Below are 26,463 nucleotides of genomic sequence, written 5' to 3'. Positions count from 1 at the left end.
GTGTAGGAGCGCGTTGCACGCGCCCGCCGTTGAACGAACCATGAATAAGCGAACGTATCCATTGCTCTAATAACAACGGGCATGCGCAACGCGCCTTTACACTTTAAAGCCCACCCGTTTGGGCCGCGTGCCTTCAAAGTAATGCAAGGCTAGTTTGTAACTTTCTAGTTTGAAGCCGCTTATGCTGCCAATGCAGTGCTTGCCGATGAGACTCGTCTGCCGAAATTGCTCGCGGGCGGCCAGGTTGCTCAGGTGCACTTCTACCACCGGTGAATTGATGGCGGCAATGGCGTCGGCGAGAGCGATGCTGGTGTGCGTGTAAGCACCCGCGTTGAGCACGATGCCGTGGTGCTTAAAACCGACTTCGTGCAGCTTGTCGATGAGTTCGCCCTCGTGATTCGACTGAAAATATTCCAACTCCAGATTCGGGAAGGCCTCCCGCAGCTCGGGCAGGTAGTCTTCGAAGGAGCGCGTGCCGTAAATGCCGGGCTCGCGGCGGCCGAGCAAGTTGAGGTTGGGGCCGTTGATGATAAGGATGTGCATATGCAGGGCTTAAAAAAACGTAGGAGCGTGGAGGCCGGCAAGATTCGCCGCACTGAAATAACACGGAAAACTACTGCTTCGTACGGCCGCTCAAAATTTCAGTCGTTAAACTTGCGGCTTCTTCCGCCCGCCCTTAGCCCCGATATGTGAACTGGTCCGTCAGCATCCGACAATTTGAAGGGTACCTCCAACTCGAAAAATCCCTTTCGCCCAACAGCGTCGAAGCCTATGTGCGCGACATCGGCAAGCTGCGCCAATACTTGGAACTCTCGAAGCTGGCCGCCAATCCGGAGCAGGTGACTACGCGCATTCTGCGCGATTTTTTGTCGTGGCTGGGCGAACTCGGCATGAGCGCCACGTCGCAGGCCCGCACGCTGTCGGGCATCAAGGCTTTCTACGACTTCCTGATCATGGAAGACTTACTCACAATCGACCCCACCGACACGCTGGAAGCGCCCAAAGTAGGCCGCAAGCTGCCCGACACGTTGGCGTACGAAGAGATTGTGCAACTCCTGGATTCGGTAGACCTGAGTACGCCGGAAGGCACCCGCAACCGTGCCATCTTGGAAGTGTTGTACTCGTCGGGCCTGCGCGTGTCGGAACTGACGGAGCTGCGCCTCTCCAACCTCTACGCCGACCAAGGCTTTGTGCGCGTGACGGGCAAAGGCAATAAGGAGCGCCTCGTGCCCATCGGCCGCGACGCGCTCAAGCATCTGGGCTTTTACCTCAGCGGCATTCGCGCCCACCTCGACATTCAGCCCGGGCACGAAGATGTGGTGTTTCTCAACAAGCGCGGCTCTAAGCTATCGCGGGTGATGATCTTCAACATTATCAAGGACTTAGCCAGCAAAGCCGGCGTTCGCAAAACCATCAGTCCGCACACGTTTCGCCATAGCTTCGCCACGCACCTCATCGAAGGCGGCGCCGACCTGCGGGCCGTGCAGGAGATGCTGGGCCACGAAAGCATCACCACCACCGAAATTTATACCCACCTCGACCGCGATTACCTGCGGCAGGTCATCACAGAATTTCATCCGCGGAGCTAAATTTTAAAGAATAAACACAAGTAATTGATTATCAATTACTTGTGTTTATGAGCAAAGCTATGGTCCGGCGCGGCGGTGCAGGGCGTTACTTTTGCGCCAACTTCTGCCGTATGTCTCCTTTTTCTTTGCCTTCCAAACCACTGCATCTGGCCTTGCTGGGGCTGCTGCTGTTTTTGCTGCCTTTCGCTATTCTGCGGGAGCGCAGCTACGTTACCATCGACGACAATCTCGATACCGAGATCAGCATTCCGTACCTGCTCACGCGCTACCACGTCGCCCTCGACTACCGCCCGACGGCTGTGGTGCCGCCCGTTATGAACGGCCTGCCGCGCAACGCCATGCGCTCGGGCCTGAGTGTGACGGTGGCAGTATTTGCGCTGCTGGAGCCGCTCCCGGCTTACTTAGTGCACCAGGCACTGGTGCGAGTGCTGGCGTTGCTGGGGATGTATGCGCTGCTGCGCGCTCACTTTCTTAAGCGGGACAATGATAAGGCGTTAGCGGCGGGGTTGGCGTTGGCGTGGGCCGTGCTGCCCGTGTACTCGATGTACGGCATGTCGGTGCTGGGGCAGCCTTGGTTGTTGCTGGCATTCCTCAACCTGCGCCAAGGCCGCAGCCGCTGGACCGATTGGGCCTTGATCGCAGGGTTTCCGTTGTGGTCGTTTTTTGTGTTCGTGGGGCCGTTTGTGCTCGTAGCGCTGGCCGGGCTGCTGCTCTGGGATTGGCAGCAGGGGAGAGGCATCAGCAAGCGCGTGCTGCTGGGCATGGCCCTCCTGACCATCTCTTATTTGGTAGTTGAATATCCGCTGCTGTATTCCTTGCTGATTGCCAAGCAGTTCGTGCCGCACCGCGTAGAATTTGATTTGGGTAAACTCGGTCCGCAAACGCTCGCGGCACAGCTCAAAAGTGCTTTTCTGTATTTCGTAACGGGTCATTATCACGCCAGCCGTTTTTTCCGCGGCGCGGCAGTACTTGCCGTAGGCGCCGCTTTCTTGCTGACGCCCGCTGCCAAGCGCCGGGCTTTGTTACAACAGGTGCTGCCGCTGCTGGTAGCGCTGGCTGTCGTGGCACTGTTCTGCGGTTTTGCGCAGCAAATCACCGATTCTTTGCAACGAGTCATTCCGCCGTTGCGCACCTTCAACCTCAGCCGCTTCCACTTCCTGACGCCTTTGTTGTGGTTTGTGGTGTTGGTGCTCAGCCTGCGCTGGCTGACGAGCCGGAAGTTACAGGCAGCTTTTATCGCGCTGCAATTGCTGATCGGGCTGGGAATGAATACCGAATGGCTAAACAACCTGCGCGAACTGGCCGGCCGGCCGCTGCCCGACGAGCCAAATTATCAGGCGTATGTTGCGCCTTCGTTATTTGCTGATATTCAACGCTATACGATTGAGAATGCTGGTCCGCCGGCGTTGTATCGGGTGGCGTGTTTAGGGTTTCCGCCCAGTGTGGCCCAGCTCAACGGTTTCTATACTCTCGACAGCTACCAAAACAACTACCCGCTGGCCTACAAGCACGAATTTCGGCCCCTGATCGCGGGCGAATTGGCTAAAAATGCCGCGCTACGCACATACTTCGACGACTGGGGCAACCGTTGTTATCTTTTTTCAGCTGAATTGGGAAGAAATTTTCGGGTAAGCGCCCGCCAGCATCGGCAAGTGCAGGACTGGGCCTTCGACGCCGCAGCTTTTCAGCGCTTAGGCGGGCGGTATGTGCTGTCGGCGGTGCAGCTGCAAGCCCCGGCTCGCAGCGGATTGCAGCTGCGGGGCGTGTTTTCGGCTAGGACGGCGTACTGGCGCGTGTATCTTTACGAAGTAGTGCCTTCGTCGAGTCCCAAGCCGGGGGCTGCGGTAGGGCAGAAACTGCCAGAAATCTCTAAATTTGGCCTTTTGGTGTGCAAGAATGGCTAAGAATAATACCTACAAACAACCTGATTCTCCGACTCCGAGCCGCAACAACGAGCCGCGGCCGGTACGAAATCAGCCGAAGCCGGCTGCCGAAGCTCCCCGCGAGCCTCGCCGGGCCGAACCCAAAACGACAAAGGCTCCGAAAGCTCCGCGCCGCCCTCTGAAACTGCCTTCCCTGCGCGGGGCGTTTTCTTTCTTGCGCGATCGGCGTTTTCAGCTTTTCCTCGGGTTCTTCTTCCTGCTAGCTTCTATTTACCTCACCATCGCGTTCGTGTCGTTCCTGTTCACCGGGCACGCCGACCAAAGCGTGGTGGAAAGCGTAAGCAGCACGCCGGTGAAAGAAGCCGGCCAGGAATCGGGCAACTGGCTGGGGCTGATTGGCGCTATGCTCGCGCAAGCCCTGATTTACAAGGGTTTCGGAGTGGCTGCTTTCGCAGTCATTCCTGTGGTGTTCTTCCTGGGGTACAAGATTGTATTCCGCCGCGCCGACGTGTCCATCAGCTACGTGCTGGCGCTGTGCCTTTTTGTGATGGTGTGGTTGAGTGTGCTGATGGGCTATCTGGTGCTCACGTTGGAAGCGCCCGATGCTGACCCAATTCTGGCGCACAACCTCGACTTCCTCAGTGGGGGCGTAGGCTACGAAGCAGCGCTGTGGCTCGATAGTCTAATTGGCTGGGGCACAGTGCTTTTGCTTGCCTTCCTGTTGATTTCATTCGTGGTTTTCTTCTTCAACGTTACAACCTTAAACCTGCGCCGCAGCGCCGACGAGGACGACGATCTGGCTCCTGCGCCTACTTCAAACGAGAAAGATCTGTATGAACACGCTGGCTTGGGCGTAAACCACAATGCCAACCCCACCGTCTCGCTCGATCAGGAAGAGGAGGATGACGCGATGGGCATGACCGTGCGTCGGGTAGGCCCAGTTGCCCAACCCTCTCGTTCTCAGCCTGTTGTCAGCAAACCCAGCTTGAGCGAAGATGAGCCATCTGATCAGCTACCCGTTACGAATAACGGCAGTGTTGCTAACAATCAGGTAGCCAATAATATAGCTGCATCGGCCAGCGTGCCGCTTACGGTCGCGTCGGCTGCGAGCGCACCTCTGAGCGCTGCTGCAACCATGGCAGCGGCAGGAGCAGTGGCCAGCACTGGTCCGAGCTTTTCAATCGAAGCCCCCGCAGCTGATCCTGAGCCTGTTGCACCGGTTGCTTCGCGGATCCCAACACCGCTTTCCTTGGCGGATCTAGCCGATTCCAATGCACCAGCGCCGGTTGCCTCCGTCCTGCGTGAAGTGCCCACGCCTGCCCTGGAAATCGAAACGACCACCGACGAACTCGACCCTTCGGCCGGCGCCGACATGGCTGCTATTGCCGAAGACGACGATAGCGAAGCGATGCCCACGGTCAACTACGACCCTACGCTGGATCTGCCTCGCTATCAGTATCCTACGTTGGAATTGCTTAATGACTACGGGGCCGCCAAGGCGCAAGTCAGCAAGGAAGAGCTGGAGGCCAACAAAGACCGCATCGTGGAAACGTTGGGCCACTACGGCATCAACATCGCCAGCATCAAGGCTACTATCGGCCCTACGGTTACGCTGTATGAGATTGTGCCGGATGCAGGCGTTCGCATTTCCAAAATCAAGAGCCTGGAAGACGATATAGCGCTGAGCTTGGCCGCGTTAGGTATTCGCATCATCGCGCCGATTCCGGGTAAGGGAACCATTGGCATTGAGGTGCCGAACACTAAAAAAGAGATGGTGAGCATTCGTTCGGTGTTCAACACGGATAAGTTCGTGAACACCGAAATGGACCTGCCCATCGCGTTTGGGCGCACCATCACCAACGAGGTGTTCGTAGCCGACTTGGCTAAAATGCCGCACTTGCTGATGGCCGGGGCTACGGGCCAGGGTAAGTCGGTGGGCCTCAACGTGATCTTGGCCTCGTTGCTGTACAAGCGCCATCCTTCGCAGCTGAAGTTTGTGCTCGTTGACCCGAAGAAGGTAGAACTCAGCATCTTCAATAAGATTGAGCGCCATTTTCTGGCCAAACTGCCTGATACCGAAGAAGCTATCATCACCGATACCAAAAAGGTGGTAAATACGCTCAACTCGCTCTGCATGGAAATGGATCGGCGCTACGACCTGCTCAAGGACGCTGGCTGCCGCAACCTAAAAGAGTACAACCGCAAGTTTGTCGAGCGCCGCCTCAACCCAAAGAAAGGCCACCGCTTCATGCCGTTTATCGTGTTGGTAATCGACGAGTTAGCCGACTTGATGATGACTGCGGGCAAAGAAGTGGAAACGCCCATCGCGCGATTGGCGCAGCTGGCTCGTGCCATCGGCATTCACTTGATTGTGGCTACGCAGCGGCCCTCGGTAAACGTAATTACGGGTATCATTAAAGCTAACTTCCCGTGTCGGATTTCCTTTAAAGTGACGTCGAAGATCGACTCGCGGACGATCCTGGACACCGGCGGTGCCGACCAGCTAGTCGGGCAGGGTGACATGCTGTTCTCGGCCGGTTCCGATCTGATTCGCGTGCAATGTGCCTTCATCGACACGCCCGAAGTCGATCGCCTCTGCGATTTTGTGGGAGGGCAGCAAGGGTATCCCGAAGCCTACGCACTACCTGAAGTAGCCGGCGAAGACGGCGGCAACAGCAGCAGTGAAGACTTCGACGCCGCCGACCGCGACTCGATGTTTGAGGAGGCGGCCCGCGTGATCGTTACGCACCAGCAGGGCAGCACCTCGCTGTTGCAGCGCCGCCTGAAACTTGGCTACAACCGCGCTGGTCGCCTAATCGACCAGCTCGAACACGCCGGCATCGTAGGGCCATTTGAAGGCAGCAAGGCACGCGAGGTTTTGATTCCGGACGAGTACAGTTTGGAGCAATTATTGAATAGCCTGCCCAAAAGTTAAGCTTGAGTACCAAAACATCGGAGAAAAGTCTAGTTTCCGACTGGAATGAAGCTCGTTGAAACCTTGTTACTCTTCTCACGTCTCAGTACTCTACGCTCCATTCCACCACCTTTTTCAAAATGAAAAAATTTCTCGCCCTGCTTGCGTTTTCGGTAACACTGGCGCACTCCGCTCCGGCGCAGCAGGACCCCAAAGCCGGTAAAATTCTCGACCAGATGAGCGCTAAGTATCAGGCACTCAAGGCTTTTAATGCATCTTTTACCCAGACTTTGGAAAACGACGCTGCGAAGGTGAAGGAGAACCTTACCGGCGACATCACCGTGAGCGGCCAGAAGTTTCGGCTGAAGATGAAAGGCCAGGAAATCATCAACAATGGCACGACGCTCTGGACGTATATGAAGGCTGAAAACGAGGTTAATATCTCGGATTATGAGCCTGACGAAGAGGAAGTTTCGCCCTCACAGATCTATACGCTTTACAAGAAGGGCTATAAGTACACGTATGTGCAGGAAGCCAAAGAAGGCGGCGAATTGTGCGATGTGATCGAACTGTCGCCGGAAGACCGCAACAATGCTGTGTTCAAAGTCCGTCTGTCGGTTAGCAAAGCTGACAAATCGGTGAAGAGCTGGAAAATGTTCAAAAAGAACGGCAACCGCTACACGTTCACCATCAAGAAATTCGTGCCGAACCCGCCCGTTACGGCAGCAACTTTTACTTTCGATAAATCAAAGTATAAAGGCGTGAAAGTCATTGACTTACGTTAATAGGTAAGAAATATCTGCCTTTCTGACCGGCCCGCTTCCTCTGGAGGCGGGCCGGTTTGTTATTGAGGGTTGCTGAACTCGTCAAGGCGCTATTCGTGGGCGGTGCCATTGGGTTGCAAAAGCGATTCCCTAATTTTCGGACCGAAGCACGTCGAATAGGATATTTTTAAGTGTTTTATCCATTATGAAAGAGGATTTTCTGCATTATATCTGGCAGTATCAATATTTTGATAAGCTTAATCTGAATACAGAGGAAGGAGAAGCCATCACCGTATTGCGGCCCGGCTACCGCAATTCTGACGCCGGACCTGACTTTTTGAATGCCCGGTTGCAGATTGGCGAAGTCGAGTGGAACGGGGCCGTCGAAATTCACTTGCGGGCTTCGGACTGGCAACGCCACCAGCATCAGCATGACCTCAAATACGACCAAGTGGTGCTGCACGTGGTGCATACCGCCGATCAACCCGTGCGGCGAACCAATGGCACTTTGGTGCCCACGCTGGCCGTTGGTGCGCGTATTGCCCCGCATATGTTGCAGACCTACAATGAGTTGCTGGAAAGCGCTACTCCGTTGCCTTGTGCGCCTTTGCTGGAACAAGTGTCCACACTCACCCGCACTATGATGGCCGCCCGTACACTACTCGAGCGAGTGGAGGAGAAGGGAGAAGCCCTTAGCCGGATGCAGGAAAACCTGGACGGCGATTGGGAAGCAACGACTTATCATGCGTTGGCCGCGGCCTTTGGGTTCAAGAAGAACAGCGAGCCTTTGGCTAGATTAGCCAAAGCCTTGCCCATCAATATACTACGACGCCATCGGCACAGCTTGCCCCAATTGGAGGCATTACTCTTCGGGCAAGCCGGTTTTTTGATGGAAGTTGTTGATAATGAAGAAGATATATATTTAGCTGCATTGCGCAGCGAGTACAGCTTCTTGAGTCATAAGTACAACCTGTCGGCCACGGCCCTTAAGCCCCACGACTGGAATTTCCTGCGGCTGCGGCCTGCTAATTTCCCGCCTGTCCGGATTGCTCAATTGGCCGCCGTATTGCATGCGCGCCCAGCGCTTTTCGATGCCTTGCTGACCGCTACGGATACGCTGGCGTTAGAGCAGTTTTTTATGGCACCAGTTTCGGAATATTGGCGCCATCACTACCGGCCTGGGAAAGCCGGCAAAGTTCCGGCCCTTGGCCGTAGCAGCGCGCACTTGCTGATTACCAATGTGGTTGTGCCACTGCGCGTTGCGTACGCCCGCTACACAGGACAAAGCGAGCTGGTCGAGCAGGCGTTGGCGTTGCTGGAACAATTGCCGGCCGAGCACAACCACCTAACCGACGTCTACGATGCATTGGGGTTCGAGCATCGTACCGCCGCCGACTCGCAGGGGTTGCTAGCTTTGCAACGAGGATATTGCGCGCCCAGGCGTTGCTTGCAGTGCGCCATCGGGAGCCGAATCCTGCAACGTAACGTAGTAGTGCGGTGAACATACTTGTAGCCATTGCGCTGAACCTGAGTATTTTACTGGCGTTGAGCATTTGGCTTCGGCGCCAGATGCACGTGGTTGGCCTTGGTAAACTGGTTCTGCCGCTGTTGGCTCTCAAACTAGTGGCCTGTTGGTTATCGGTGCGGTGGTTTTTGAGCGGGGATGCGCAATACTTTTTGGAGTGGGCTAGTCTGCTCACGCAGCAGCTCAGGGCTGCACCGAAAGCTTGGCTGCATACGGCCGTGAGCGAAACATTCCGCTACCGCGGCTCTAGCTTAGTGTTTCACGGCTTTTCCAATACGTTTTTCTTCATCAAAATCTTGTCGTTGCTGAATCTGGCCTCGTTGGGGAACGCCCTGCTCAATGGCGTATACTTGTCGCTGTTCAGCTTTATAGGCTTTTGGAAATTGGTGCGAGTGCTGCAACAAGCATTTTCCAGCGTGGCAGCATTGGCGGGCGCGATCAGCTTTTTGGTCTGGCCAACTACGGTTTACTGGACTTCAGGAATCACCAAGGAAAGTCTGCTGGTGGGGAGTGGCGCGTGGCTCACCGCGATCGTGTTGGGGTGGTTGTACGCCGGCAAGCGGCCGCAGGTACTTACCGTTGTGGGCCTGCTGGTGCTGATCGTGCTGCATTTCAAGATGCGGTTTTTCTTCGCGGTGGTACTGCTCGGCGCTTTGGTAGGAGTGACGCTCAACCGAATAGTACAGCGCATGGGCCTCGGGCCGGCTCGCGGCTTGCAACTTGTGCTTTTTGCCGGGCTGATGTTGCTGGGCACTTGGACGGCCAGCGAAATCAGCCCCGTTTTCCGATTCAATAAGTTTACCAGCCAACTGATTCGTAATTACTCCGACCTGTTGGCCGTTTCGCACTATCGCCCGCACATCGAGTACGATGATCTGGCCCCGACCTGGCAGAGCATTGCCTGGAACGCGCCGAAAGCGGTTTTTAGTACCTTAGCACGGCCGTTGCCTTGGGAAGAAATGCGGGGTGTGTATGTATGGGCCGGACTGGAAAACCTGTTTTTGCTGGCCTTGGTAGCGATAGCTTTGGGTGCATTGCCGCGCCAACGGGCCGGCGTATTGCCCTTTGCCCTGGTGCTGGCATTGGTCTTTTACAGCTTCGTGCTGGCAGTGTTGTTGGGCTTAAGCACGCCCAACCTGGGCACGCTCAACCGCTACCGGGTGGCGATGCTGCCGTACTTGGTGCTGTTATTACTGCAAAATGAGTACGTAGCCCGCTGGCTCCGTCGCTTGCTGCCAAGCACCTCGCACGACATAAAGGAACCCTCGCTTGGCGCCCGTCGTCTGGGGGTGTAACTTTGTTGTTTCGATCCGCACGGCCACTTTCTGGCTGCTCTTTAGTTTTCTATGGAAAATCCCGTAATCATTCTGGGTGCCCAATCGCTGGGTATCACTGCTTTAGACGCGTTCACCAGCAACGATGTAGTCGTATACTGCCTGCTCGACGACGACGCCAAGCTCCAGAATACCGAACTCAACAACGTGCCCGTGATGGGCAATACCGAGGATAAACAGCTGCTGAAGCTGCTCGGCAAAAAATGCGAAGTATTCGTTGCGACCGAAGATTCGGCTAGCCGCCGCAGCCTCACCAACATGCTGCGCGAGGAATACCAAGTTGCTCCCGTCAATTCCATTCATGCTCGCGGCAGCGTGTCTGAGCACGCATGGCTGGGTCACGGCAACCTGATTAGTGCCGGAGCCATAGTCGCCAGCAATGCCAAACTCGGCGACGGCTGCCTGATCGGGCCCAATGCCGTAGTGGATGTAAAAGCAGAACTTTCTGATTATGTGCAAGTTGGCGCCGGCGCTATTATCAATGCCGACGTGCTGGTAGGCGAAGGCGCCTTCATCGGGCCGGGGGCTGTGGTGGTAGCCGGCGTCAAGATTGGAGCCAAAGCCCGCGTAGGTGCCGGTTCGGTAGTGGTAGCGGATGTGCCTGCCAACCAGACTGTTTTTGGTAATCCTGCCGCAAAAATTTAGACCTTGGTTTGGAGAGATATGGAGTGATTTAAGTTTGTATCTATTTGATAACCAAGTAGATGTAGTAAAGCTAAATTGCCTCGTGCCTCTCAACTCTTATTTCTATTAAAATGGACTACCGCGTTTTACTGTACTACTGCTATTCGCCCATCGACGATGTGGAGGCGTTTCGGGAAGAGCATCACCGCTTGTGTCTGGCCCTGAACCTGCGGGGGCGCATCATTGTGGCGCACGAAGGCCTGAACGGCACAGTGTCGGGCTTAATGGCTGACTGCGAGGAATATATGCGCGTGGTAAAAGCCGATCCGCGGTTTGCAGCGTTAGAGTTTAAAATAGATGAGGCCCCAGAGCACACGTTCCAGAAGCTGCACGTGCGCGTAAAGCCCGAGATCGTGCACAGCAGCCTGCACCACGTGAAGCCCCACGAAAAAACCGGGCAGCACGTATCGCCGCAGGAGTTTAAAGAGCTCAAAGACCGCGACGATGTAGTGCTCGTCGATGTGCGCTCAGACTACGAATACAACGTGGGCCGCTTCAAAAATGCCGTTACGCTCGACATTGAGAACTTCCGCGATTTCCCGGAGCGCGTCGAGCGCCTACGTGAGTTCAAGGACAAGAAGATCGTGACGTACTGCACGGGCGGGGTGAAGTGCGAAAAAGCCAGCGCTTACCTGTTGGAGCAGGGTTTTGAGAACGTTTACCAACTGCACGGCGGCATCATCAAATACGGCCTCGAAACCGGTGGGGAAGATTTTGATGGCAAATGCTACGTGTTCGACAACCGCGTAACCGTGGACGTAAACCGCATCAATCCGACGGTGATTTCGCAGTGCTACCACTGCGGCACGCCTTCTGACCGCATGGTAAACTGTGCCAATCCGCATTGCAACGCGCACGTCGCGATGTGTGAAACGTGCGGACAGCAACTCGACGGCGCCTGCTCGGTTACGTGTCGGGAACACCCCGAAAAGCGCCCTTACGACGGCACCGGCGCTTATCCCAAGTCCAGCAACAACTATAATCCTGTACAGGGGCTGCTTTCGTATCGGCCGCCGGTAGCGGGCTAAGAATCAGGAAGTAACGCGGGCTTCGATTAGCCGTTTAGGGAGCAAAACCCAACGGCTTGGTCGAAGCCCGCGTTTTTGTTTGCGTACAGAATTAGCACCGCCCTTGGGAAGCCCGGTCTAATTCCTGATTTTTACCCCTTCACCCTTACTTTTTACGCCCATGGCCGCCATCCCCGAATCGGAGCTGATACTCAACCGCGACGGCAGTATTTACCACCTTAACCTCCTGCCCGACCATATTTCCGATACCATCATCACGGTGGGCGACCCGGAGCGTGTGCCACTCGTCAGCCAGCACTTCGACTCCATCGAAACGCAGATTCATAAGCGCGAATTTGTCACCCACGTCGGCTACTACAAAGGCAAGCGCCTCACAGTGATTTCGACCGGCATGGGCACCGATAACATTGATATTCTGCTCAATGAGCTGGATGCTTTGGTCAATATCGACTTCGTGACCCGCGAGGCCCGGCCCCTGGAAGAACGTATCACGCTGCGCATTATTCGGGTGGGTACCAGCGGCGCGTTGCAGGCTGATATTCCGTTGGGTTCGCACCTAGTGACCGAGCACGCCGTGGGCCTGGATTCGCTGATGCAGTTCTATCCGCTCGTGGAAACGGGGCTGGAAGTGGAAGTCGGGGCCGGCGTGCAGCAAGCCCTGAAGCTCGATTACCGGCCGTACTGCGTCCGCGGCTCCGATTTGCTACGTGAGCAGTTGGGCGCCGGCATGCTGGTTGGCAACACACTTACTTGCCCCGGTTTTTACGGTCCGCAAGGCCGCGTGCTGCGCCTCGACCTGCGCCAGTCCGATCTGATCAGTCAGTTCCAGAATTTCCGCTACCAGAGCGCTGAAGGTGAGTTTCGGCTGACCAATTTCGAGATGGAAACTGCTGGTTACTATGCTCTTGGCCGCATGCTGGGGCACGAAGTAGTGTCGCTCAATGCCATCGTAGCCAACCGCGCCACTGGGGAGTTCGCCACGAATGCCGAGGAAGCAATTAATAGCTTAATCATGAAGGCTTTGGACAGAGCTTAATCAATCCCGTTCAAACAAAAAGACTCGTTGGCCTTGCAGCATGTGCAAGGCCAACGAGTCTTTTTGTTTGAACGGGATTGATTATTAAATGCTTAGCCTAGTAGAAGTCGAAGCGGGTTACGGCTCGAAGCGGGAGCGTAATGCCTGACTTGAGGGTAAGGTATTCCTCGTGCGCGGCCCATACGCTGGTGTACACGCGCTTGGTGGCGCCATCGGCAGTTTGGAAGTATATATCTAGTTTGCCGTGGTAGGCATTGCCAAGCGTAGCAGCGCGCTCGGCGTCGTGGCGGCGCTGGATACGGGCTTCGGGTTTGGCCAGAACATCGTATGCGGGAAAGTGCAGATTCGGAATCGCTTCTTTCTCAATGGTTTCTACAGTTTGCAGATCAGGTTCCATGATAGAGATTGGCTGAAGACGTTCAGCAGTACAACAATTATTTCTGGAAAATATCTTCGCCCCATGAAGAACGCGTGAGAAGCTGGGCAATCGGTCTGTTTTACGCCAATTCTGCCAGGAAGGCCATGGTGTCAATGCCATCGGCGTAATCGCTGACGGCCGGAGTTTGGGCCCGTCCAAACGGGAAACTGCCCGGATAGAGCCCGCCCGACGACACGATGCACTGCGTCTGTTCGGCAATGTCGGTGAGCTGATCGACTAAGTTGACTTCGTTTTTGTACGCGGCATAATGCACCACCGAAATCGGAGAAACGAGCTGCGGGCTTTCGGTCAGCAACAGAAACCCAGAGTCGAAATGCGGCACCCGGTTAACCAACAGGATGCTTTTGTTGTAGTCGTAGTTGTTGTTGTATTTGTGATGGTCGAGCACCGAATGCCACGGCTCCAGAGAATCCAACAAGTCGGTAAACTGGTATCCGACAGGCACATACATTTTGGAAACGTTGCGGCAACCCAGCCCATAATATCGGAAGATATCGGCCCCCAACAGGCCCAGGTCGTGGGGCGTTTCGTGGCCCGTGAGCACGGCGATGCTGGTACGGTTGCGCCGGATGATATGGGGCTTTTTGGCGAAATAATACTCGAAGTAGCGAGCCGTATTGTCGGAGCCCGTGGCGATGTAGGCGTCGGCAGCGTTGAGGCGCTCCTCAAATTGCAGGCGCTCGGCAAAGCGCGGTTCTATTTTGATTAATTCGTCGGCCACCCAGCGCATGAGCAGGCGGTCGTCTTTGCTGGGCTTGGCCAGCAGCGTATGCCCGCTGATCAGCACGCAGAGCAGATCGTGGAAGCCTACCAGCGGAATGTTGCCGGCCATCACGACGCCCACTGTACGGGGCGTGGTGGGCTCGGTAGGGTAGCGCCCCGACCAATGGCGCAGGGGCTCCTCATCCAAAAGGTGAGCAATGCCGTTTAAAGCTGCAGTAACGTTTGGTTGGTCGAACCAAGCGTTGGCGTTGCGGGCCTGAGCGCTAAGCACAGCAATTTCGTCGCTGGAAAGCTGACGGAGGCGCTGGCCCAACGCCACAAAAGCGGCAACACGTTCGGAATATGTCATAAGGAAGTTGTCGTAGACAGCAAAAAACTCGCAAGAGTACAGGTTAGTTTCTACTTTTGCCTAGTGTTGCCGGTTGTCTTCGGGCACAAGTGACCTAAAGTTCAGAGAAAAAGAAGTTTACAATACAAATAAGGAGGAACGGCAATGGCCATCATGATAACCGACGAGTGCATCAACTGTGGTGCCTGCGAACCGGAATGTCCTAACAACGCAATTTACGAGGGTGGCGCGCAGTGGCGCTGGGCCGATGGCACAGCCCTAAAGGAGGTGGAAGTCGATGGCGGTGAAGTGGTATCGGGCACGGCTCCCCAAACCCCGGTTTCGGACGAGTATTACTACATCGTATCGGACAAATGCACCGAATGCGTGGGTTTCCACGAAGAGCCCCAATGCGCCGCCGTCTGCCCCGTGGATTGCTGCGTCGATGACCCGGATTACCGTGAGTCGCAGGACGAGCTCATGAAGAAAAAAGAATGGCTCCATGCGGAAGCTGTATAACTATTTGATGATCAATTAGTTATGGAAACCCGCTTCTAGGAGCGGGTTTTTTTGTAGGCGGGCCTTGTCAGGTGCGCTTGCTGCCACCCGGCATTTCGGGCTAACCGCCTGAAATGCCTACTTTTGTTCTTATTCCGAACCGATTTTCTCTGTCGATGTCCATCGCCAAAACCTACACTCCCGCCGACGTAGAGGCCAAATGGTACCAACGCTGGCAGGAGCAGGGCTTCTTCAAAGCCAAGCCCAACCCGCGCAAACCTGCTTATTCTGTGGTCATTCCGCCGCCCAACGTGACGGGCGTGCTGCACATGGGCCACATGCTCAACAATACCATCCAGGACGTACTGGTGCGCCGTGCCCGCATGCAGGGCAAAGAAGCCTGCTGGGTGCCCGGCACCGACCACGCCTCCATTGCCACCGAAGCCAAAGTAGTAGCCTTGCTGAAGGAAAAAGGCATCGAAAAGCGCGACCTCACCCGTGAGCAGTTCTTGGAACATGCCTGGGAATGGAAGGAAAAGTACGGCGGCATTATTCTGGAGCAGCTCAAGAAGCTCGGTGCCTCCTGTGACTGGGACCGCACGCGCTTCACAATGGAGCCCGAAATGACCGAGGCAGTACTGCGCGTTTTCGTGGATTTGTACCGTAAAGGCCAGATCTACAGGGGTGTACGCATGGTAAACTGGGACCCGCAAGGGCGTACTGCTATTTCCGATGAAGAGGTAGTCGCCAAGGAAACCACGGCCAAGATGTATTACCTGCGCTACGAAGTAGTGGGGCAGGACGGGCAGTTTATTACCGTAGCCACTTCGCGTCCGGAAACGATCATGGCCGACGTGGCCGTAGCCGTAAACCCCAACGACGAGCGCTACAAGCACTTACACGGCCAAAAAGTGCGCATCCCGCTGCTCGGTCGTGAGATCCCCGTGATCACCGACGAGTACGTAGCCATGGATTTCGGTACGGGCGGTCTGAAGGTAACGCCCGCGCACGACCTGAACGACTACGAGTTGGGCGTGAAGCACAATCTGCCTGTAATCGACATTCTGAACGACGACGGTACGCTGAACGAAAAGGCTGTACTCTACGTCGGGCAGGATCGCTTTGCCGCGCGCAAACAGATTGCGAAGGACTTGCAGCAAGCGGGCTTGCTCGACAAGATTGAGGACTACGCCAGCGTGCTGCAAACCTCCGAGCGTACCGGCGCCGTGATCGAGCCCCGCCTGTCGTTGCAGTGGTTCTGCAAGATGGACGAGATGGCCAAGAAGGCGCTAGAAGTTGTTGAAACAGACGAAATTAAACTGCACCCGCCTAAGTTCAAGAACATGTACCGGGTGTGGATGGAAAACATCCGTGACTGGTGCATTTCGCGGCAGCTGTGGTGGGGCCAGCGCATCCCGGCGTGGTACCTGCCCGACGGCTCGTTCGTCGTGGCGCTGAACGAAGGCGAAGCACTTAAGCTAGCCAAGGAAAAGGCTGGTAACGAGCAGCTCACCCGCGCCGATCTTCGCCAAGACGAGGACGTGCTGGATACGTGGTTTTCGTCGTGGCTGTGGCCGATTTCGGTGTTCGACGGCTTCAAAGACCCCGACAACCCCGACATCAACTATTTTTACCCGACCGATGACCTCGTAACGGCCCCCGAAATCTTGTTTTTCTGGGTGGCTCGCATGATCATGGCTGGCTTGGAATACCGTCGTGAGGTGCCGTTTCGTAATGTGTATCTGACTGGTATTGTGCGCGATACGCAGGGGCGAAAAATGAGCAAACAGCTCGGCAACTCTCCCGACCCGCTCGACCTCATTGCCGAGTACGGCGCCGACGGTGTACGCACGGGCATGCTGTTCTCCTCACCGGCCGGCAACGACTTGCTGTTCGATATCAAGCTCGTGGAGCAGGGCCGCAACTTCAGCAACAAGCTCTGGAACGCCTTCCGCCTCACGCAAGGCTTGGAAGTGAACTCAGAACTGCCATTTGCGAGTGAAAAGGCCGTGGAGTGGTTCGGTGCGAAGCTGCAAACGACACTTACGGAGCTCGACGAACACTTCGCCAAGTTCCGCATGTCGGATGCGCTCATGACGGTGTACAAGCTGGTGTGGGACGACTTTTGCTCGGTATACCTGGAAATGGTAAAACCGGCTTATCAGCAACCCATTGATGCCGAGACGCTTAAGTATACTACAGGTTACCTCGAAACACTGTTGAAGCTGCTACATCCCTTCATGCCTTTCATCACCGAAGAGATCTGGCATGAGTTGGCGGAGCGTGGCCCCAAAGACTACGTGTGCGTAGCGCCGTGGCCAAAAGCGCAGCCGGTAGCCGGTGCCACCGACATTCTGGACCGCATGGGAAAAGTGCTGGACATCGTGGCCGGCGTGCGCAACGTGCGCAACCAGAAGAACATCGGCCCCAGCAAAGCCCTGACGTTAGCTGCCAAAACCGATGAGCCCGAATTACTGACGGCCTACGAGTCTGTGATTCGTAAGCTGGCGAACGTGAGCGAGCTAAGCTTTGTGGAAGCTGGCCCAGCGGCCGCGGTGAGCTTTGTGCAAGGGGGCAGTGAGTTCTTCATCCCACTGGAAGGCCACATTGACCTCGATGCCGAACGGGCTCGCCTGCAAAAGGAAATCGAGTATGCGCAAGGGTTTCGCGATTCGGTGCTGAAAAAGCTCAGCAATGAGAAGTTTGTGCAAAACGCCAAGCCCGACGTTATCGAGCGCGAGCGCCAAAAGCAAGCCGACGCCGAAGCTAAAATTGCCGCGTTGGAGCAAAGCTTAGCGGCGCTGTAAACCCATCCGAGAAGGTTATCAAAAAGCCCGGTGCCGAAAGGCGCCGGGCTTTTTGCGTAGCTGAGAAAAGCCCCGCTTTACTCGTCGCGCAGGCTATCGGGAGTGACGCCGCGGGTGCGGCCGGTAAGCTGGTTTTGCAACTGAAAGCTCACTTGCTCACAATCGGCGAATCGCTTCTCGGCCAGCTTCAACGCCTCTTCGGTAGCCGACAGTCGCTGGTAGAGATATAGGATCAGGCCCAAGGAAATGACCAGCGCGATTAATGAAATGATGTTCTTCATAATGATCTGATTATGAAATAAATAAGCCCATCTGGTTGACGGGCTTATTTATATAAAATGCTTGCTGAAAATAGAAGATTAAATGACCGTATTTGGGTCAAACTGCTCTAGGTAATCGGCTACCCGGCGCACGAACATTCCGCCTAACGAGCCGTCTACCACGCGGTGATCGTAGGAGTGCGATAGGAACATGAAGTGCCGAATTCCGATCAGATCGCCTTGTGGAGTTTCGATCACGGCGGGCTTCTTCTTGATCGCGCCGAGGGCCATGATGGCTACCTGTGGCTGCATGATGATAGGAGTGCCCATCACGTTGCCAAACGAGCCCACGTTCGACACGGTGTATGTGCCACCTTCCAGATCGCCGGGAGTGAGTTTGTTGATACGAGCGCGGTTGGCGAGGTCATTTACCTTCTTGCTCAGCCCGTTGAGGTTAAGCTGGTCGGCTTTGTGAATGACGGGCACAATCAGGTTGCCGGAAGGCAGCGCCACGGCCAAACCAATGTTGATGTCGCGCTTCTTGATGATGTAATCGCCTTCGACCGACACGTTGATGTTGGGGAAATCCTGAATGGCCCGCGCAATTGCCTGAATCAGAATGGGCGTAAAGGTCAGGTTCTCGCCCTCGCGCTTTTTGTAGACATCCTTGTGTTTGTTGCGCCAGTTCACGATTTCGGTCACGTCGGCTTCTACAAACGAGGTCACGTGCGGCGAAATGCGCTTGCTGTCGACCATGCGCTGCGCGATCATTTTGCGCATGCGGTCCATTTCGATCAGCTCGTCATTGCCGCTTACCGACGGCGCCGGTTTGGAAGCCGCCGCCGCTACTGCCTGGGCCGGCGCTGCTACTGGGGCAACTTGTACTTGCGGCACCTGAGAAGGCTGAGCAGGTGCAGATGGGGTCTTTTCTGTAAGGAATTGATTATCAGATGTTTGTGAAGCAACCTGGGGTGCTGCTTCACTCTGCTTGCCGCCCGCCACAAAATCGAGGATATCTTTCTTCGTGACGCGGCCTTCTTTGCCGGTGCCGGGCAAGCGTTCGAGGTCCGCCATTGAAATGCCTTCTTCCCGAGCGATGCTCAGCACCAGGGGCGAATAGAAGCGGCCCGGCTGAGCCACGCCAAGCCGCACATTGCTCTGTGGGTCGTGGGGCTCGGGCAGGTAGGGTACTTCCGCTCCGTTGAGGGCGGGGGCGGGAGTTGCCTGTGGCGTAGCGGGCGTGGCAGCAGGTGCCGTTGTAGCGGCCGCAGCAGCGTCGGTTTCGATGACGGCAATAGGAGCCCCTACGGCGACTACTTGGCCTTCCTGTACCAGAATTTCCTGCAAGACGCCGGCATGCAAGGCAGGTACTTCGGTATCTACTTTATCGGTAGCCACTTCCAGTACGGACTCGTCCTGCTCAATGGGTTCGCCTACTTGTTTGAGCCATTTCAGGACGGTGCCTTCCATAATGCTTTCGCCCATTTTGGGCATCACCATTTCCACTCGTGCCATGCAGATTTTCGGGGGTTGATTTGTTGGGTGTTGAAGGTCAGACAGCTAGCTCTGGACAACTCATAACAAGGGGTGGGGTTGTCTAAAACCGAATCAAAGGTAGCGCTTTTGCCCGTGTAGCGTAAGGTTTCGCTCACGCTCACCACAGGAATCAGGACTTCCCAAACTGGAGTTTGGCTACTGAACCGGGGGCAGGCTCAAGCGCAGCAGGTTAAGCACGGCCGTTGTGGTATACTCGATATTGATCTGGCGGCCGCGGTTGAAAGAGAACCGCCGGCTTACGGTTTGGTGTGCGTCGGCATAAGCAATGCAGATAGTTCCAACGGGTTTGTCTGGGGTGCCGCCGTCGGGCCCGGCAATACCGCTGGTAGCAATGGCTACGTCGACGCCAAGGTTCTTGCGGGCGCCTTCTGCCATTTCCCGAACGGTCTGTTCGCTCACTGCTCCATATGAAGTGAGAGTTTCAGTACTTACTGATAATTGCTTGATTTTGATTTGGTTATCATAGGCCACAATGCTGCCCAAAAAATAGCGTGAGCTACCTGCTACACTCGTCAGCTTATGTGCTACAAAACCGCCCGTGCAGCTCTCAGCCGTCCCAACGGTGAGTCCGCGCTCGGTTAGCAAGCGGCCAATTGCTTCTTCCAGCGGGATGTCTTCCTCAGCAAAAATGTACTCTCCGATGCGCTCGCGCAACGCAGGCAGCAGGGCTTCCATGCGACCGCGGAGGTTGGGTTGGCCGTCATCGGTACCGGTGAGGCGCAGGCGCACGTTGCCCAGCGAGGGCAGGTAGGCCAGCTTCATATTGGGGGGGAGCGCATCTTCCCAGTCCGCAATCTGCTCGGCCAAAAACGATTCTCCTAAGCCGGCCGTCTGGATAACAAGGTGCTCGATGGCGGGCGTTTGGAAGTGCTCCTTCAGCTTGGGCAGCACAATGTCGGTCATCATGCGCTTCATCTCAAACGGCACGCCGGGCATCGACACAAACACCGTTCCTCGGTCTTCAAACCACATGCCCGGCGCCGTACCCATGGCATTGCGGATGGGCGTGCAGCTGGCCGGCAAGTAGGCCTGCTGGCGGTTTACTTCCAGCATTGGCCGGTTGAAGCGGGCAAAAATAGCCTCCACATCGCGCAAAGACGGCTCGTTGAGCACCAGCTCAGTCCGAAAGTACTCCGTCAGAATATTCTTGGTGAGGTCGTCTTTAGTAGGGCCGAGGCCCCCCGTAATCAGTACCACGTCAGCGCGTTCGCGGGCTGCGTCGAGGGCCAGCACGATTTCAGCAGCCCGATCCGATACGCTCGTTATTTGGCGCACGCGCAGACCGATCTTGCCAAGCTCCTGGCCCATAAAAGCGGAGTTGGTATCCACGACCTGTCCGTAAAGCAATTCGTCGCCGATGGTAATTATTTCTGCGTTAGGTATCTGCTGCATGTTGGGTGGAATAGAAACTAAAACGTGTTTGTTTTGGTCCGGTTTATGCCTAAGTAGCGGCATCGGCCCGCATGGCCGTTACGTATTTGCCGCCCCGAGTTATGAAAAAGATTCACTATTTCTTGCCTTTTGCCCTGGTCTTGGGCCTTCAGCTTTCTGCATCGGCTCAGGTTTTCAAGCTGCCCAAAATCGGGAACATCAAGCTCCCAATTCCCAGCACTACTACCACCCCCGGCAGTTCGGTTAGCCAAGACGAAGCCGCTCGCGGCCTGAAAGAAGCCCTTACTCAAGGCATCAGCAAAGGCACCGATCAGGCATCGCAGCAGGATGGCTTTTACCTGAACAAGCTCATCCGCATTCCGTTTCCGCCCGATGCCCAGCGCGTAGCTAACACTTTGCGAACCATAGGGTTAGGCTCGCAGGTCGATCGGTTTGAGTTATCGCTGAACCGCGGCGCCGAGGATGCGGCCAAGAGCGCAAAACCGATTTTTATCTCGGCCATTAAAGCCCTGACTTTCAAGGATGTATGGGGAATTCTGACGGGTGAGAAAGATGCGGCTACGAATTACCTCAAACGCACCACTAGCCAGCAGCTTACCACGGCTTTCAAGCCCATCATTCAGCAATCACTTGACAAAGTAAACGCCACGCGCTACTACACCGATCTGACCATGCGCTACAACCAGATTCCGTTGGTCAAGCCCGTCAACACCGACCTGAATAGCTATGCCACTGGCAAAGCCATCGATGGGTTATTTACCTTGGTGGCCCAAGAAGAAGCGAATATCCGGGAGAACCCCGTCGCCCGTACCACGGAGTTGCTTCGCCGCGTATTTGGTGGCTCCAAGAGCTAACACAAAGAGCCATAGCCAACAAAAAACCCCGGCTACATGTAGCCGGGGTTTTTTGTTGGGCGTTAACGCCGGTTAATAGTCATCGTCATCGTCACGGCCTCGGCTCCGGCCGCGTGAGCGGCTGCTGTAGGCATCGTCGTCATCGTCGTCAGCGAGGTCATCCAGATCATCGTCGCCGAAGCTGGAGTAGCCGCTGCTGCCATCCGGATCTTCGGCGGCTTCGGCCGTGGTGTATTCTTCCTCCGTCATGCTGGCAAGGTCAAGCGCTTCGTCGTGCGAAGAACCCGTGTCGCGCCACATCAGGTAGTCGGCGTACTTGGCACTAAGGCGTTCTTCGGGGCTACCGCTGCTTTTGCGGCCTCCTTTCTGAGCGAAGGTATCCAGCTCGTCTTCATCGTCGAGGAAATCGTCGTCGAGGTCGTCGTATTGTTTCATGGCCGGGTGAGGGCAGATAAAAGTGAATGGTTGAAGAATGTCGTAGAAGGGGACCGTCGCGAAGATACGGCTCGGTTAGTATCTGCCTTGGCCGCAGTGTACGTTTCAAAGCGGCCGGCAGGTTGCAGTTCAGTTGGTAGAAACACTGAAATTACGCCTGCCGATGATCGGACAGAGGTAATAATTCGTGCAGGCGAAACAACCACAATTTGGTCAGTTCAACCTCGAAAGAAGCTGTTTGAGATGGTGAAGGAGCGAGACGTTACCAAAAATAAGAACTAACGCGCAAAAGAAATACACCTGCCCTGGTTTACCGGGCCATTTTTGCGCCGAAATCTGTCACGTCGAGTTGCTCGGTGCAGAAATCGTATTCCTCCGGAACGTTCGAGCTTACCAGCACCAGACGGTCCGCTGTGGTGGCCTGCACGTGTTCGTGGTACCAGTCTACGCCGGTGCGGTCGAGGTTGGTCGTGGGTTCATCCAGCAGCAGGAGCGGGGCGTCGCTGTACAGGGCCAGGGCCAGCTTGAGGCGCTGCTTCATACCCGACGAGAAATCGCGGATCAGCTTATGGCGCGACTTTTCCAGGTACATCAACTCGATCAGACGCTTAGCTGTGAATCCAGTTCGAAGCGGCTTAAAGCGGGTATGAAAATGCAGAAGTTCTGTAAGTGTCAGTTCCTCAATGACTTCCAAATATGGTGCGCAATACGCCAGCAATTGCGGTATTTCTTCTACGGCTATAGCTCTGCCTTGGTAAGCGTACGAAAGCGAGCCCTCGGTGCTAAGTAATTGGCCTGAAAGTGTGTTGAGCAATGTGCTCTTGCCCGAACCGTTGGGGCCAAGAATTGCAGTTGCCGAGCCCGGCCGGAAAATGTGCGTCAGGCCCCGGAAGATCCACTCGCGGTGGAAGCGTTTGCCCAACCCAACGGCCTCAATCTGCACCGTTTCCGTTGCGCGAATAGCCTTTAATCACGCCGCGACCCGAGTTGCGCACAAAGTTTACTACTTCGTCGCGTTCGGGGCTGGGCAATAACTCCAGTTCAATTTTGTCGAGGGCGTCGTTGTTGTTTAGCCCGCTCAAAAACAGCAGGCGATACAGTTGCTGAATCTCGCTGATCTTCTGATCGGAGAAGCCCCGGCGGCGCAACCCGATGGAATTGATACCGCTGTAAGTCAGCGGTTCACGGCCGGCTTTTACGAAAGGGGGCACATCCTTGCGCACCAGCGAGCCGCCCGAAATCATGGCGTGCTGGCCAACCCGCACGAATTGGTGTATGGCCGAAGTCCCGCCGATAATGGCATAATCGCCAATCTCCACGTGGCCAGCTAGCTGCACGCAGTTAGCCAACACGCAGTAATCGCCGATAAGGCAGTCGTGGGCCACGTGCACGTAGGCCATCAGCAGGCAGTTAGCACCTACTACAGTCCGGAGCTTATCAATAGTGCCGCGGTTTACCGTCACGCACTCCCGAATCACGGTGTTGTCACCGATGTGGGCGGTCGTTTTTTCGCCGGCGAATTTCAAATCCTGCGGTACTGCCGCAATGACGGCACCAGGAAATATCTTGCAGTTTTTGCCAATACGCGCCCCCGACATGATCGTCACGTTGGGGCCAATCCAGGTGCCTTCCCCGATCTCGACGTCTTTATCGATAGTGGTAAAGGGCTCTACCACAACGTTTTGCGCGATCTTAGCCTCGGGGTGTATATAGGCGAGCGGCTGGTTCATTTTGTTCAATTATCAATTATCAGTCAACGAGTAACAAGAGCATCTGACGGCCGGGTATCAACGCTTGAAAAGGCTGTCCATTGTTCAGGTACCGCTCATTACTTGTTAAGTGAGAAGCTTAAGCGTCTTTGCGGACAATGGCGGCGCTCATTTCGGCTTCCATCACCACTTTGCCGTTCACGAAGGCTTGGCCCTTCATTTTGGCGATGCCGCGCTTGACGGGAGCCAGCAGCGAACAGCGGAAAATGATGGTGTCGCCGGGGATCACCTTTTTGCGGAAACGGCAGTTTTCGATGCCTAAGAAATAGGTCCAGTAGTTTTCCGGGTCCGGCACAGTATTCAGCACCAGGATGCCGCCGGTTTGGGCCATGGCTTCAATCTGAATCACGCCGGGCATAACGGGGTTGCCAGGAAAGTGACCCTGGAAGAACTGCTCGTTCATGGTCACGTTCTTGACGCTGGTAACCGTCACGGTATCCAGATGAATGATCTTGTCGATCAGCAGGAACGGGTAGCGGTGCGGTAGCGTGGCAGAAATCTGGTTGATGTCCATGACCGGCGTCCGCGACGGATCGTAAGTCGGAACGGGACTGGTATCAGCCTCCATCATCTTCTTCTTGATCCGCTTGGCAAACGCTACGTTAGCGGCGTGACCCGGCCGAGCCGCCAGAATCTGGCCTTTCAGCGGACGGCCTACCAACGCCAAGTCGCCTACCAAGTCGAGCAGTTTGTGGCGGGCGGGCTCGTTTTTGTGCCGCAGATCGACGTTGTTCAGGATGCCTTCCTTCTTGACCGCTACTTTGGGCTTGCCCAGCATGGTGGCCAAGTCGCTCAGCTCTTCTTCGCTCACCACGCGATCCACGACCACGATGGCATTGCTCAAATCGCCGCCCTTGATGAGGTTTTGCTTGTAAAGCGCCTCTAGCTCATGCAGAAAACAGAACGTGCGTGACGAAGCTATTTCCGTGGCAAAATGCGTGATGTCGTTGAGCGAGGCATGCTGCGAGCCCAGCACCGGCGAATTATAATCGACCATTACCGTTACGCGGTAATCGTTGAGCGGGAGGGCCGCAATTTCCACTGCCCGGCCATTATCCACAAAGCGGATTTCGTCGGGGATTTCAAAGTAGTTGCGCAGCGCGTTCTGCTCTTCCAAACCTACTTCCTGAAGCGGCCGGATGAACTCATACGACGAACCATCCATGATGGGCGGCTCAGGCCCATCGAGTTGGATCAGGACGTTGTCGATTTGCAAGCCTACCAGCGCCGCCAAGGTGTGCTCCACCGTATTGACGCGGGCGCCGTTTTGCTCGATGGTCGTGCCGCGCGACAGATCCACTACGTTGTCAACGTCGGCATCCACGATGGGCTTGCCGGGCAGGTCAATGCGCTGGAATTTGTAGCCGTGGTTGATGGGCGCGGGGCAGAAGGTCATGGTGGCCTCAACGCCCGTGTGCAGGCCAATGCCGCTCACGGTCACCGGCGCCTTAATCGTATGTTGCTTGTCGTTCATCAGTAGGGAAGCGCGAAACGAGAACTAGGAAGGGAGCAAAGAACAATTTCAAAAGGCAGAAATCGTCTTACTGCTCACGCCTTAGTTCGCATCTCTAAAGGGAAGTGCAAAGCTAGGAGTTTTCCGGTTGGGTATTTTGATGTTCCAAAGCATCAAGGCGGCGTTCCAAATCGGGCAAATGGCGGAAAATGGCGTTCGCCCGTAGGCTGTCGCGCAGGCTGAATGCCGGCGAGCCTTGCAGAAAGACACCTTCCGTTTTGATGGATTTGCCTACGCCCGATTGGGCCGTGACGGTGGTGCGGTTGGCCAGCGTCAGGTGCCCGGCAATGCCAGCCTGCCCGGCCAGCACACAGAAGTCACCGATTTTGGTTGAGCCCGAAACACCGGTCTGGGCGGCAACGACTGTGTGGCGGCCAATCTCCACATTATGAGCCAGTTGTACTAAGTTGTCAATTTTGGAGCCTTCCCGGATGACGGTCGAACCCATGGTGGCACAGTCGATGGTGGTATTGGCCCCGACGCTCACGTTGTCTTCCAGTACCACGTTGCCAATCTGTGGGATGGTGCGGTACGAGCCGTCGGCTTGCGGCGCAAAGCCAAAGCCATCGGAACCCAGCACGGCGCCCGCATGAATAGTGCAGCGCGCCCCAATCACGGTATCGGCGTAAATTTTGGCGCCGGCATAAATAATAGTGCCATCACCGATTTGGCAGCGATCGCCAATGTAGGCCTGCGGAAAAATCAGTACGTCGCGGCCAATGCGGCAGCCTTCGCCGATGTACGAAAAGGCGCCGCGGTAGTGATTTTCGCCGATCTCGCTGTTGGCCCCTACAAAAGAAGGCTCTTCCACGCCGCGCCGGCCGGTGCGGCTGGCCTGCTGGTAAAACTCAAGCAGCGTAGTGAAGCTGGAATACGGGTCGTCTACTCGGATCAGGGCCGCCGCGACAGGCTGGCGCAACACCAGCGAGTGCGCCACAATCACGGCCGACGCGCCCGTGGTATAGAGGTAGTGTTCGTATTTGGAGTTGGCCAAAAAGGAGAGGGCGCCGGCTTGGGCTTCTTCGATTTTAGCCAGCCGGTCAATGCGCTGCGTCGCATCGCCTTCTACGGCGCCGCGCAGCACTTCTGCTATCTGGCCTACGGTAAATTCCATCGCGCAAAAGTAATGAG

23 protein-coding genes are annotated in these 26,463 nt (G+C 55.7%); 12 read left to right on the top strand and 11 right to left on the bottom strand.

From position 1 onward, the window contains the following. Positions 1–96: 96 nt before the first annotated feature. Entirely contained in the window at positions 97–543 is a 447-nt protein-coding gene (gene aroQ / locus H9I52_RS10995) for a type II 3-dehydroquinate dehydratase (protein WP_187453874.1), read from the bottom strand. Between the two features lie 146 nt (positions 544–689). Between aroQ and xerD the strand changes: the two genes are divergently transcribed. From xerD to H9I52_RS10950, 9 genes are all read left to right on the top strand, one after another. Beyond that, on the top strand, positions 690–1,589 hold the full coding sequence (xerD, locus tag H9I52_RS10990; protein ID WP_187453873.1) for a site-specific tyrosine recombinase XerD: 900 nt from the start codon (positions 690–692) through the stop codon (positions 1,587–1,589). A 110-nt stretch (positions 1,590–1,699) separates the two neighbouring features. Further along, positions 1,700–3,493: a DUF6044 family protein gene (locus tag H9I52_RS10985; protein ID WP_187453872.1), complete on the top strand. Its 1,794-nt coding sequence runs from the start codon at positions 1,700–1,702 to the stop codon at positions 3,491–3,493. After that, positions 3,486–6,407 carry an FtsK/SpoIIIE family DNA translocase gene (locus H9I52_RS10980; protein WP_187453871.1) on the top strand — a complete coding sequence of 974 codons (2,922 nt, stop codon included), beginning with the start codon at positions 3,486–3,488 and terminating at the stop codon, positions 6,405–6,407. The genes H9I52_RS10985 and H9I52_RS10980 overlap by 8 nt, the downstream gene beginning before the upstream one ends. Positions 6,408–6,526: 119 nt before the next feature. After that, positions 6,527–7,171: a LolA family protein gene (locus tag H9I52_RS10975; RefSeq protein WP_187453870.1), complete on the top strand. Its 645-nt coding sequence runs from the start codon at positions 6,527–6,529 to the stop codon at positions 7,169–7,171. Positions 7,172–7,355: 184 nt separating this feature from the next. Continuing rightward, positions 7,356–8,651, top strand: a complete 1,296-nt coding sequence (locus tag H9I52_RS10970; RefSeq protein WP_187453869.1) for a DUF2851 family protein — start codon at positions 7,356–7,358, stop codon at positions 8,649–8,651. Continuing rightward, the gene (locus tag H9I52_RS10965) at positions 8,648–9,970 is read left to right on the top strand and encodes a hypothetical protein (protein ID WP_187453868.1); all 1,323 of its coding nucleotides are present in this window, start codon (positions 8,648–8,650) and stop codon (positions 9,968–9,970) included. The genes H9I52_RS10970 and H9I52_RS10965 overlap by 4 nt, the downstream gene beginning before the upstream one ends. A 51-nt stretch (positions 9,971–10,021) precedes the next feature. Further along, complete coding sequence (locus H9I52_RS10960; protein WP_139517451.1) at positions 10,022–10,654, top strand: NeuD/PglB/VioB family sugar acetyltransferase; 633 nt, start codon at positions 10,022–10,024, stop codon at positions 10,652–10,654. Positions 10,655–10,764: 110 nt separating this feature from the next. After that, positions 10,765–11,721, top strand: a complete 957-nt coding sequence (locus H9I52_RS10955; protein WP_187453867.1) for a rhodanese-related sulfurtransferase — start codon at positions 10,765–10,767, stop codon at positions 11,719–11,721. A gap of 160 nt (positions 11,722–11,881) precedes the next feature. Then, complete coding sequence (locus H9I52_RS10950) at positions 11,882–12,757, top strand: nucleoside phosphorylase (RefSeq protein ID WP_187453866.1); 876 nt, start codon at positions 11,882–11,884, stop codon at positions 12,755–12,757. Positions 12,758–12,854: 97 nt separating this feature from the next. Here H9I52_RS10950 and H9I52_RS10945 read toward each other — a convergent pair whose 3' ends face one another. Further along, a complete protein-coding gene (locus H9I52_RS10945) occupies positions 12,855–13,154 on the bottom strand; it encodes a hypothetical protein (RefSeq protein WP_230471212.1) in 300 nt (99 codons plus the stop codon). 100 nt (positions 13,155–13,254) lie between these two features. Continuing rightward, positions 13,255–14,268: an acyl-CoA reductase gene (locus H9I52_RS10940; protein WP_187453865.1), complete on the bottom strand. Its 1,014-nt coding sequence runs from the start codon at positions 14,266–14,268 to the stop codon at positions 13,255–13,257. Positions 14,269–14,412: 144 nt separating this feature from the next. Here H9I52_RS10940 and H9I52_RS10935 point away from each other — a divergent pair, with 144 nt between their 5' ends. Both H9I52_RS10935 and H9I52_RS10930 read left to right on the top strand, forming a co-directional pair. Next, entirely contained in the window at positions 14,413–14,766 is a 354-nt protein-coding gene (locus H9I52_RS10935; protein ID WP_139517447.1) for a 4Fe-4S dicluster domain-containing protein, read from the top strand. 155 nt (positions 14,767–14,921) lie between these two features. Then, positions 14,922–17,552, top strand: coding sequence for a valine--tRNA ligase (locus H9I52_RS10930; RefSeq protein WP_187454010.1), 2,631 nt, complete (start codon positions 14,922–14,924; stop codon positions 17,550–17,552). A 77-nt stretch (positions 17,553–17,629) separates the two neighbouring features. Here the strand turns inward: H9I52_RS10930 and H9I52_RS10925 are convergent, their stop codons facing one another. From H9I52_RS10925 to H9I52_RS10915, 3 genes are all read right to left on the bottom strand, one after another. Beyond that, positions 17,630–17,833 carry a hypothetical protein gene (locus tag H9I52_RS10925; RefSeq protein WP_139517446.1) on the bottom strand — a complete coding sequence of 68 codons (204 nt, stop codon included), beginning with the start codon at positions 17,831–17,833 and terminating at the stop codon, positions 17,630–17,632. 78 nt (positions 17,834–17,911) lie between these two features. After that, positions 17,912–19,327, bottom strand: a complete 1,416-nt coding sequence (locus tag H9I52_RS10920) for a dihydrolipoamide acetyltransferase family protein (protein ID WP_187453864.1) — start codon at positions 19,325–19,327, stop codon at positions 17,912–17,914. A 177-nt stretch (positions 19,328–19,504) separates the two neighbouring features. Next, positions 19,505–20,761 carry a competence/damage-inducible protein A gene (locus tag H9I52_RS10915; protein ID WP_187453863.1) on the bottom strand — a complete coding sequence of 419 codons (1,257 nt, stop codon included), beginning with the start codon at positions 20,759–20,761 and terminating at the stop codon, positions 19,505–19,507. Positions 20,762–20,862: 101 nt separating this feature from the next. Here H9I52_RS10915 and H9I52_RS10910 point away from each other — a divergent pair, with 101 nt between their 5' ends. After that, positions 20,863–21,615, top strand: a complete 753-nt coding sequence (locus H9I52_RS10910) for a DUF4197 domain-containing protein (protein WP_139517443.1) — start codon at positions 20,863–20,865, stop codon at positions 21,613–21,615. Between the two features lie 72 nt (positions 21,616–21,687). Here H9I52_RS10910 and H9I52_RS10905 read toward each other — a convergent pair whose 3' ends face one another. From H9I52_RS10905 to lpxD, 5 genes are all read right to left on the bottom strand, one after another. Then, positions 21,688–22,050, bottom strand: coding sequence for a hypothetical protein (locus H9I52_RS10905; protein WP_187453862.1), 363 nt, complete (start codon positions 22,048–22,050; stop codon positions 21,688–21,690). 310 nt (positions 22,051–22,360) lie between these two features. Then, positions 22,361–22,993, bottom strand: coding sequence for an ATP-binding cassette domain-containing protein (locus tag H9I52_RS10900; protein WP_187453861.1), 633 nt, complete (start codon positions 22,991–22,993; stop codon positions 22,361–22,363). After that, complete coding sequence (gene lpxA, locus H9I52_RS10895) at positions 22,983–23,780, bottom strand: acyl-ACP--UDP-N-acetylglucosamine O-acyltransferase (protein ID WP_139517440.1); 798 nt, start codon at positions 23,778–23,780, stop codon at positions 22,983–22,985. The genes H9I52_RS10900 and lpxA overlap by 11 nt, the downstream gene beginning before the upstream one ends. Positions 23,781–23,898: 118 nt before the next feature. Beyond that, positions 23,899–25,293 carry a bifunctional UDP-3-O-[3-hydroxymyristoyl] N-acetylglucosamine deacetylase/3-hydroxyacyl-ACP dehydratase gene (locus H9I52_RS10890; RefSeq protein WP_139517439.1) on the bottom strand — a complete coding sequence of 465 codons (1,395 nt, stop codon included), beginning with the start codon at positions 25,291–25,293 and terminating at the stop codon, positions 23,899–23,901. Positions 25,294–25,405: 112 nt separating this feature from the next. Further along, positions 25,406–26,446 carry a UDP-3-O-(3-hydroxymyristoyl)glucosamine N-acyltransferase gene (gene lpxD / locus H9I52_RS10885; RefSeq protein WP_139517438.1) on the bottom strand — a complete coding sequence of 347 codons (1,041 nt, stop codon included), beginning with the start codon at positions 26,444–26,446 and terminating at the stop codon, positions 25,406–25,408. Positions 26,447–26,463 lie beyond the last annotated feature (17 nt).

The organism is Hymenobacter sp. BT491 (assembly GCF_014349165.1).
GTDB classification, from domain to species: Bacteria; Bacteroidota; Bacteroidia; order Cytophagales; family Hymenobacteraceae; genus Hymenobacter; species Hymenobacter jejuensis.
This window is presented reverse-complemented; position numbering and strand designations above follow the sequence as displayed.

What these genes read in the sequence shown, in the direction of transcription:
- aroQ (WP_187453874.1), bottom strand. Translation starts at nt 543, where the DNA reads ATGCACATCCTTATCATCAACGGCCCCAACCTCAACTTGCTCGGCCGC.
- H9I52_RS10925 (WP_139517446.1), bottom strand. Translation starts at nt 17,833, where the DNA reads ATGAAGAACATCATTTCATTAATCGCGCTGGTCATTTCCTTGGGCCTG.
- H9I52_RS10980 (WP_187453871.1), top strand. Translation starts at nt 3,486, where the DNA reads ATGGCTAAGAATAATACCTACAAACAACCTGATTCTCCGACTCCGAGC.
- H9I52_RS10890 (WP_139517439.1), bottom strand. Translation starts at nt 25,293, where the DNA reads ATGAACGACAAGCAACATACGATTAAGGCGCCGGTGACCGTGAGCGGC.
- H9I52_RS10915 (WP_187453863.1), bottom strand. Translation starts at nt 20,761, where the DNA reads ATGCAGCAGATACCTAACGCAGAAATAATTACCATCGGCGACGAATTG.
- lpxD (WP_139517438.1), bottom strand. Translation starts at nt 26,446, where the DNA reads ATGGAATTTACCGTAGGCCAGATAGCAGAAGTGCTGCGCGGCGCCGTA.
- lpxA (WP_139517440.1), bottom strand. Translation starts at nt 23,780, where the DNA reads ATGAACCAGCCGCTCGCCTATATACACCCCGAGGCTAAGATCGCGCAA.
- H9I52_RS10945 (WP_230471212.1), bottom strand. Translation starts at nt 13,154, where the DNA reads ATGGAACCTGATCTGCAAACTGTAGAAACCATTGAGAAAGAAGCGATT.
- H9I52_RS10950 (WP_187453866.1), top strand. Translation starts at nt 11,882, where the DNA reads ATGGCCGCCATCCCCGAATCGGAGCTGATACTCAACCGCGACGGCAGT.
- H9I52_RS10955 (WP_187453867.1), top strand. Translation starts at nt 10,765, where the DNA reads ATGGACTACCGCGTTTTACTGTACTACTGCTATTCGCCCATCGACGAT.
- H9I52_RS10920 (WP_187453864.1), bottom strand. Translation starts at nt 19,327, where the DNA reads ATGGCACGAGTGGAAATGGTGATGCCCAAAATGGGCGAAAGCATTATG.
- H9I52_RS10910 (WP_139517443.1), top strand. Translation starts at nt 20,863, where the DNA reads ATGAAAAAGATTCACTATTTCTTGCCTTTTGCCCTGGTCTTGGGCCTT.
- H9I52_RS10985 (WP_187453872.1), top strand. Translation starts at nt 1,700, where the DNA reads ATGTCTCCTTTTTCTTTGCCTTCCAAACCACTGCATCTGGCCTTGCTG.
- H9I52_RS10960 (WP_139517451.1), top strand. Translation starts at nt 10,022, where the DNA reads ATGGAAAATCCCGTAATCATTCTGGGTGCCCAATCGCTGGGTATCACT.
- H9I52_RS10930 (WP_187454010.1), top strand. Translation starts at nt 14,922, where the DNA reads ATGTCCATCGCCAAAACCTACACTCCCGCCGACGTAGAGGCCAAATGG.
- H9I52_RS10940 (WP_187453865.1), bottom strand. Translation starts at nt 14,268, where the DNA reads ATGACATATTCCGAACGTGTTGCCGCTTTTGTGGCGTTGGGCCAGCGC.
- H9I52_RS10970 (WP_187453869.1), top strand. Translation starts at nt 7,356, where the DNA reads ATGAAAGAGGATTTTCTGCATTATATCTGGCAGTATCAATATTTTGAT.
- H9I52_RS10905 (WP_187453862.1), bottom strand. Translation starts at nt 22,050, where the DNA reads ATGAAACAATACGACGACCTCGACGACGATTTCCTCGACGATGAAGAC.
- H9I52_RS10975 (WP_187453870.1), top strand. Translation starts at nt 6,527, where the DNA reads ATGAAAAAATTTCTCGCCCTGCTTGCGTTTTCGGTAACACTGGCGCAC.
- H9I52_RS10935 (WP_139517447.1), top strand. Translation starts at nt 14,413, where the DNA reads ATGGCCATCATGATAACCGACGAGTGCATCAACTGTGGTGCCTGCGAA.